At 68.7% G+C, this 7,581-nt stretch carries 8 protein-coding genes; 5 read left to right on the top strand and 3 right to left on the bottom strand.

The features are described 5' to 3' along the window. On the bottom strand, positions 1 to 1,071 hold a 1,071-nt coding region (locus tag A5622_RS14930), incomplete at its 3' end, for an APC family permease (protein WP_066879496.1). A gap of 104 nt (positions 1,072 to 1,175) precedes the next feature. Between A5622_RS14930 and A5622_RS14925 the strand changes: the two genes are divergently transcribed. Together A5622_RS14925 and A5622_RS14920 are read left to right on the top strand one after the other, a co-directional pair. Continuing rightward, on the top strand, positions 1,176 to 1,919 hold the full coding sequence (locus A5622_RS14925) for an ArsR family transcriptional regulator (RefSeq protein WP_066879486.1): 744 nt from the start codon (positions 1,176 to 1,178) through the stop codon (positions 1,917 to 1,919). Between the two features lie 2 nt (positions 1,920 to 1,921). Beyond that, positions 1,922 to 3,397: a multicopper oxidase family protein gene (locus tag A5622_RS14920; protein ID WP_232002979.1), complete on the top strand. Its 1,476-nt coding sequence runs from the start codon at positions 1,922 to 1,924 to the stop codon at positions 3,395 to 3,397. Between the two features lie 4 nt (positions 3,398 to 3,401). Here the strand turns inward: A5622_RS14920 and A5622_RS14915 are convergent, their stop codons facing one another. Beyond that, positions 3,402 to 4,526: an FAD-dependent oxidoreductase gene (locus tag A5622_RS14915; protein WP_066879489.1), complete on the bottom strand. Its 1,125-nt coding sequence runs from the start codon at positions 4,524 to 4,526 to the stop codon at positions 3,402 to 3,404. Positions 4,527 to 4,671: 145 nt separating this feature from the next. Between A5622_RS14915 and A5622_RS14910 the strand changes: the two genes are divergently transcribed. Continuing rightward, the gene (locus tag A5622_RS14910; RefSeq protein ID WP_231997777.1) at positions 4,672 to 5,472 is read left to right on the top strand and encodes a hypothetical protein; all 801 of its coding nucleotides are present in this window, start codon (positions 4,672 to 4,674) and stop codon (positions 5,470 to 5,472) included. On the opposite strand, the gene A5622_RS14905 is transcribed toward A5622_RS14910, so the two are convergent. After that, a complete protein-coding gene (locus A5622_RS14905) occupies positions 5,469 to 6,386 on the bottom strand; it encodes a TIGR03619 family F420-dependent LLM class oxidoreductase (protein ID WP_066879483.1) in 918 nt (305 codons plus the stop codon). The two genes, A5622_RS14910 and A5622_RS14905, sit on opposite strands and share 4 nt — an antisense overlap. A gap of 62 nt (positions 6,387 to 6,448) precedes the next feature. On the opposite strand from A5622_RS14905, the gene A5622_RS14900 reads away from it, so the two are divergent. After that, positions 6,449 to 7,138 (top strand): PadR family transcriptional regulator, encoded by a 690-nt coding sequence (locus tag A5622_RS14900; RefSeq protein ID WP_066872560.1) that lies wholly within the window; start codon positions 6,449 to 6,451, stop codon positions 7,136 to 7,138. A 155-nt stretch (positions 7,139 to 7,293) separates the two neighbouring features. Further along, positions 7,294 to 7,581 (top strand): DUF222 domain-containing protein (locus A5622_RS14895; protein WP_156752963.1); only part of this gene is annotated, 288 nt, incomplete at its 3' end.

Raw genomic sequence — 7,581 nt, 5'->3', positions numbered from 1 at the left:
GACGGCGTAGTAGATCAGCACGGCGAACGAGGAAAATCCGATGGCGTCGCGCAGGTCGGCGGTGGCGGCCAGGACCGCCACGATGACGCCGATCAACAATTCCGCGCGGTGGGGGACGCCGAACCGCGGATGCACCGCGGCCAGGGTGTGCGGCAGGTGGTGGTCGCGCGCCATCGCGAACGTGGTGCGCGAGACGCCGAGGATCAGCGCGAGCAGCGAGCCCAGCGCCGCGATCACCGCTCCCGCCTGGACGGCGGGAACCAGCCAGCCCGTTCCCGCCGCGCGGGCCGTCTCGACCAGCGGGGCGGCGGAATTCGCCAGCCGGTCCGGGCCGAGCACCCCCAGCGCGGCCACCGCGACCAGCGCATAGACGGCCAGCGTGATGGTCAGCGCCAGCGGTATCGCGCGCGGGATGGTGCGCGCCGCGTCGCGCACCTCCTCGCCGAGGGTGGCGATGCGCGCATAGCCGGCAAAGGCGAAGAACAACAGGCCGGCGGCCTGCACCACACCGCCGAGGGTGGCGCCGCTCAGCCGCAGCTGCTCGGGCCGTGCCGCGCCGGAAGTCAACGCGGCGACGATCACGGCGACCAGCACCGCCAGCACCACCGCGACGATGATGCGGGTCAGCCAGGCCGACTTGCGCACCCCGGCGTAATTGACCGCCGTCAGCGCCACCACCGTCGCGACGGCTACCGCGTGGGCCCGCGCCGGCCAGGCGTAGAGGCCGATGGTCAGGGCCATCGCCGCACACGACGCGGTCTTGCCGACGACGAATCCCCAACCGGCCAGGTATCCCCAGAAGTCCCCCAGGCGTTTTCGGCCGTAGAGATAGGTGCCGCCGGACGCGGGGTAGCGCGCCGCCAGCCGCGCCGACGACGTGGCGTTGCAGTAGGCCACTACCGCCGCCAGCGCCAGGCCCAGCAGCAGTCCCGAGCCGGCGGCGCGCGCCGCGGGGCCCAGGGCCGCGAAGATCCCCGCACCGATCATCGATCCCAGCCCGATCACCACCGCGTCGAAAACGCCGAGGCTGCGGCGCAATTCGTCGTTGCCGGCCGGGGTGCTCGTCGGGATGCTTCCGGACACTGGGTCTCCTCGAAGTCGGAGAAATGGGCACGCCTGCGTCGCCTCGCGTAGCGCCTAACCTATCAAATTGATTTGATGTATCGTGCCGAAGTATGGCGGCGGTCGATCGAGCGGACGTTCCGCCGCTGATGCGGATGGCGGGGCACCCCCTGCGGTGGGCGCTGCTGACCGAGCTGGCCTCCGGAGACCACCGGGTGCGGGAATTGGCTGCCGCGGTCGGCGAGCCGCAGAACCTGGTCTCGTATCACTTGCGGTTGTTGCGTTCGGCCGGACTCGTCGATGCGCGACGCAGCAGTTTTGATGGGCGCGACACCTATTACTGGTTGAATTCGACGAACTGCGCCAAGGCATTTCGTGAGGCGGCCGCCGCTTTGCATCCGGCGTTGGCGCCCGGGGCCGCCCCCAGGGCGGCACCGCGCACCGTGTTGTTTTTGTGCACCGGAAACAGCGCGCGCTCGCCCATGGCCGCTGCACTCCTCGAGAAACGCGGCCAGGGGCGCATTCGAACGGCAAGCGCGGGTAGTTATCCGAAACCCGCGCTCCACGTCAACGCCATCCGGGTCATGCGCGACGAATACGGCATCGACCTCAGCGGCACCCGGCCCCAATCCCTGGCCACGGTGTCCCGACGCCGCTTCGACTACGTGATCACGCTGTGCGACAAGGTGCGCGAATACGCGCGCGACCACGATCTGGCCACCACGACACACTGGAGCCTGCCCGATCCGTCTGCCGGCGGCGCCGGCTATCCGCAATTTCGCCGTGTGGCAGGCGAATTGAGCCGCCGCATCGACTTCTTCGTGCCCGGCATCGGCGTCGGTGCGGTCGGGCGCTGACGATGGTGCTCAACCGGCGTCAGTTCGGCAAATGGGCCGGCGTCGCGCTGACGGCCGCCGCGGGAAGCGCCGGTGCCGCGTGTTCGCACCCTTCGCCCGGCGGTCCACCCGGCGGCAAAGCCGATTACACGCTGCGGATCGGCTCGGGGAAGGTCGAGTTGGCCCCGGACCGGACGGTGTCGACCCTGACCTACAACGGTCAATTTCCCGGTCCGCTGCTGCGGTTCAAGGAGGGCCGGCGAACCTGGGTCGACGTCTTCAACGACACCGACTCGCCGGAGCAGCTGCACTGGCACGGCCAGCACGTCGGCGTCGACGTCGACGGCGCCGCCGAGGAGGGCACCCCCGACATACCCGCGCACGGCATGCGCAGGATTTCCTTCGTTCCCGGCCCGGCGGGCTTGCGCTTCTATCACACCCACGTCGTGCCGCGCGCCGATCTGTCGCGTGGCCAGTACAGCGGCCTGGTGGGCCCGGTCTACATCGAGCCCCCGCACGACACCGGTGCATACGATCAGGAAATCTTTCTGACGCTCAAGGAGTTTGACCCCGCCTTCAGCCGCGGTGGCGACATGCCCAGCGATTTTCTGGCCGGTGCGCAGGATCAAGACCTGAAGGACAGGGGCGAGTCGGCGATGGCCGCCGCGCTGGAGCGCGGCGAGTCACCCGGCAACGAGGTCGGGTACGGGGCCTTCGCGATCAACGGGCGCATGCTGGGCCACGGCGAGCCCATCCGGGTGCGAACCGGTCAGCGGGTCATGCTTCACGTTCTCAACGGAAGCGCCACCGAGACCCGCAGTTTGGCCCTGCCCGGCCACACTTTCACCATCGTCGCGCTGGACGGCAACCCGGTACCGACGCGGGCCGCCGTGCCGGTGTTGTGGCTGGGCGCGGGCGAACGGATCTCGGCGATGGTCGGCATGACCAATCCGGGCGTCTGGGTGCTGGGCGATCTGTCCGACGACGACCGCGGCCACGGAATGGGCGTGGTCGTCGAATATGCCGGGCGCGGTGGGGATCCGCACTGGGCGGCGCCCCCGCCCTTCACGTGGGATTACCGGGTGTTCGGCGCATCGCAGCGGGCGGACCTGCCACCGCCCGATCGCACCATCGACATGTTGATCGAGAAACGCAACGCCGCCGACAACGGTTTCAACGTCTGGACGATTAACGGTGTGCCCTTCGCGATGGACACCAACAAGCCCGTGCTGGACATCGAGCGCGGCAAGCGTCACCGGCTGCGATTCCGCAACGCCAGCGACGACCTGCACCCCATGCACCTGCACCGGCACACGTTCGAAATCACCCGGTTCGCCGGGACAGCGACGGCCGGTGTCCGCAAGGACGTCGCCATGCTCGGCGGCTACCAGAGCATGGAGATCGATTTCCTCGCCGACCAACCCGGCCTTTCGCTACTGCACTGCCATCAACAGATCCACATGGATTACGGGCTCATGCTGCTGTTCAACTGCACCTGACGCCTCACCCCAGCGGGTTGTTCTGGCGCACCCCCCGATACATGCCCCAACGCACGATCCAGGGCATCACCACGCGCTCGACCGACCAGGACGGGAAGCGGAAGGACTGGCCGGTGGGCAGGAAGACCTCCAGCCCGTTGGGCTGGATACCTACCAGCGAGCCCCAGCGCCGCGCCGGCGCCCGGTAGGGCCGCAACGGCCGGCCGGCGAAGTAGGCGAGGACGTTGCGTGCCACCAGGGCATCGCCCCGGTTTCGGGCGGAGCTGCGCAGCGGATCCGTCGCCGCGACGTCGCCGACCGCGAACACGCCCCGGTGGCCGGGCACCCGCAGTTCGGGGGTGACGCGCACGAACCCGCGCTCGTCGAGCAGCTCGGTCGGCAGCCAACCGGTGTTGGGCCGCACCCGTCCGATCGCCCACAGCACGGCGTCGGCCCGGGCCGGGGGCTGCCCGGTGCTGAAGTGGACAGGCTCGCTGGTCAGTTCCTCGCCCGCGAACCCGTCGGTCACCACCGCGCGGTGGCCCGGGTGCAGGCCGACGCCCAGCTCGGTGAGGCGGCGGCGCAGCCGATGCCAGATTCGCGGATGGTGTCCCGCCAGCGCGGACTCGCCGGGGAAGTACAGTTCGATGCGCTTGTCCGGCCACGTGGTCGCCATGTTGAGGGCGCTGCTGACGGCCGCCGCGCCGCCGCCCACCACGGCCACCGAGCCGGCGGCGGCCAGCCTGTCGTGCGCGGCGCGCAGTCCCGCGCCGATCTCGGCCGCCGACTGCAGGGTCGGCTGGCGCCAAAAGCCGTTGCTGACTCCGGTCGAGATGATCAGCGCGTCGTACGGTTCGGTGACGGCCGCGCCGTCTTCGCTTCGGCCGGAGACGGTTTGGGCGTCCAGGTCGACGCCGGTCAGCGTGGCCTGCACGGTGCGGACGCCGTCGAGACGGCGGAACCGGTCGAACGGAATCCAGTAATCGCGGGCCCAGTCGTGTGGACGCGAGAGCCGGACGCCGAGCTCCTGGCCGCTCACCAGCGCGGGCTTGGCCGAAATGCCGACGACGTCGGCGTGCCGCGACAGCCGGATCGCCGCGAGGACGCCGGCGTCGCCGAGCCCGGCGACGATGACACGCTTTCGGTTCATGCCGTTATCCTGCCCTGCGTACATTGCGGACGAGCCGTTGACCGATCCGAGAGCAAGGGGGCCACGTCAGGTGATCGTCTCGTGCGGCACAGCGACACCGGCGCATCCGCGGGTGAGCGCCGCGCTGCGCACCTCTCTCAGTGCCATGGTGCGGGCGTCGGCCCCGCGCCCCGCGGCGGCCCGGCGCGCCGCCAAGGACTTCGAGAAGGCGTTGATTCCGGCGGTCATCGCCGAGATCCGGTGGTCGTTCACCCGGCCGCGCACCTGGCTGATGGGTGTGGTGGCCAACGTCGTCTTCGCGGCCGGCTGGTTGCTGGTGCAGCCGCTGACGCCGGTGGGCCGGCACCCCGATTGGGTGATCCTGGTGGGCACCTACTTCTCGTCGTGGGTGCTCGCCGACGTCACCACCACCAATTTCCTGGGCGCCGACCACTACCGGATCCTGCGGGGGTTGTCCGCCGGCGTGCCGTTCTGGCGCATCCTGTTGATCAAAAACCTCGCCCTGCTCGCGATCGTCGGCGTGCCCACCCTGTCCGCGGCGGTGGTGTTGACGCTGTGGCTGGAAACGCCGGCGCGACTGGGCATTACGATCCCCACCGTCGCGGTGCCCATCGTCTCCTGGTTAGGCGTCGGCAACTTCATCTCGGTGCTGCACCCGGTCAGTGTCGAGCCGCTGATCCGGCGCTGGCGCCAGCGCGGCGATCTGCGCCGCACCCGAAGTTGGGTGCTGGCCCTGACGCTGCCCTACGTGCTGTACTACGTGGCCGACCCGATGAACGGCGTGGAACATCGCGTGTTGTGGCAGCAGGCGCCCGCGTTGATCTGGCCGGTGTTCGGGCGCGACACCAAAAGCTTCGTCCACCTTGGCATCGCCATGAGCGTGTGGATCGCCGGCAGCATCGCCGCGGTGTACTGGGTGCGCCGGCGCGGATTGCAGATCCGTTAGGACACCTGGGGCTTGATGTCTTCGATGACCCACTGCGCGTAGTCGAGGTATTCGTCCACGTCGCTCACGGGAGGGACGGGAACCGCGGTCACGGTCACGCCCTGCTCGGCGAGCCAGTTCAACCGGTCGACGATGTGTCCGGCGCTCATGCCCGGCCGGTCGCTCGCTCGGCGGGCGACGTGTCCCTCGCCGACCCGGTTGGTGCCCAGCCCGTGCATCACCTCGAATTCCCGGCCGTCGTAGGAGGGTTGGGACCTGATGTAGTCGAGCTTCTCGGCGATCTGCTCCGGTGGTGTGAGGAACGGCCACCAACCGGACCCGAACGTGGCCGCCCGGCGCAGCGCGGCGTCGGCGTCGCCGCCGATCCAGATCGGAAGATGCGGTTTCTGAACGGGTTTGGGCTCGAAGGCGATGTCGGAGAAGGACACGTACCGGCCTTCGAATCGGGGTGCGTCGCTGGTCCACAGCTCGACGATGGCGGCCAGGTATTCGTCGGCGATGCGGCCCCGCTCCCCGAAGGGCACTGAGAGCAGCTCGAACTCGCGGGCCAGCCAGCCCACGCCGAACGTCACCATCATCCGGCCCCCGCTCATCCAGTCCGCGGTGGCCAAGGCCTTGGCCAGCACGATGGGGTGCTGCAGCGGCAAGATGGTGACGCAGGAATTGATGGCCACCCGCTCGGTGGCACCGGCGATGAAGGCCTGCGCGGTCGTCGAGTGCAGATAGTGCGGCCCGGACAACTCGACATGCTCGGTGGGGATGACCAGATGCTCGGGCACCGCGATCATGTCGTAGCCCCATCGGTCGGCGCATTGCATCATGCGGCGCTGGTCGCCTCCGGTGACGGCCGCCTCCCAGGGCTGCGTGATCGCCTTGAGGCGCAGCAGGTGCGGAAGGGGGAAGGCGAACTTCACGGGCGTCCCAGCCAGCGGTCCATGTCCTCCAATCTAGGGGTTGGTGTTGTTAACCTGGCGACATGGACTCCGAAACGGACCCTGCCAGCCAAAAGCTGACCAACGCGGCGTTGGCCGCCACCAGCTGGGCGCTGCTGGGCATGATGTCCTACGAAGAGGAGGTTTCGGGCTATGACCTCAAGAAGTGGATCGACTGGAGTGTCGACCTGTATTACTGGAGCCCGTCGTACAGCCAGATCTACACCGAGCTGAAGAAGCTGGAGTCGCTGGGACTGGTGACCTCACGCGTCGAACGCGACGAGGGCACCCGCACTCGCCGGCTGTACAAGATCACCCCGGCCGGGATGGATGCCGTGACCGAGTGGACCACTCACGCGCCGGTGGACCCGCCGGTGCTCAAACACAGTGTGCTGCTGCGGGTTACGTTCGGGCACCTCAGTAACCCGAGCCGGCTCAAGGAATTACTGCAGGAGCATGTGGCGTACGCCGAAGCCAGGCACCGCAAGGCCGTCGAGGACGCCGAGGGAGCCGAGGCCGAACCCGCGTGGGCGTACTCGGTGCTGGCGCTGCGCTGGGCGGCCAAGTATTACGCCGCCGAGCGTGAGTTCGCGCTGGAGATGATCAAGGAGATCGACGAGGCCGACGCCATCCTGCAGAGCGCCGCGAAGGGTGGCTTCGGCAAGCCGCGTCCCAAGCCGGGCAATTGGCGCGAGATCGAAAAACAGGTCCAGGCGAAGCGCGAAGCGGACTAGTTCTGACGGTGGTGACCGGTTTCGCCCGTGGCGCCGGCCGTCCGGTCCCACGAAATACAGATATCGAAAACGCATACCGAAATCCCTTGCGTCACTGTGGTTTCAGGGCTTTACTGTCGCCGATTTTTGTCGGTGGTCCTCGCTAGTTTGGCGGTGTGAGTGATCAGCAGGATGTCGAGGCGGCGTTCGACGCGCTCGATGCCGCCTGGGATCGCGTGTGCGCGCTGAACGTCGACGCGCTGAAGCCGCGCCAACAGTTGGCGGTGTTGGCGCGCTGCGAAAAGCAGCGCCGGCGCATCCCGGCCGTCGAGCACCCCGTGATCAATTCCCTGGCCCGCCAAGCACCCTCGGTCGAACTCGGCGCCACGGTGGTCCACGCCATCGCCGAGGCGACGCTGATCAGCCGCGCCGAAGCCGCCCGCCGCCTCAACGAGGCACGCGAT

Source organism: Mycobacterium sp. 1245801.1 (genome assembly GCF_001673055.1).
Lineage (GTDB): Bacteria > Actinomycetota > Actinomycetes > Mycobacteriales > Mycobacteriaceae > Mycobacterium > Mycobacterium europaeum_A.
The sequence above is the reverse complement of the archived record's forward strand: the minus strand, read 5'-3'. Positions and strand labels throughout refer to the sequence as shown.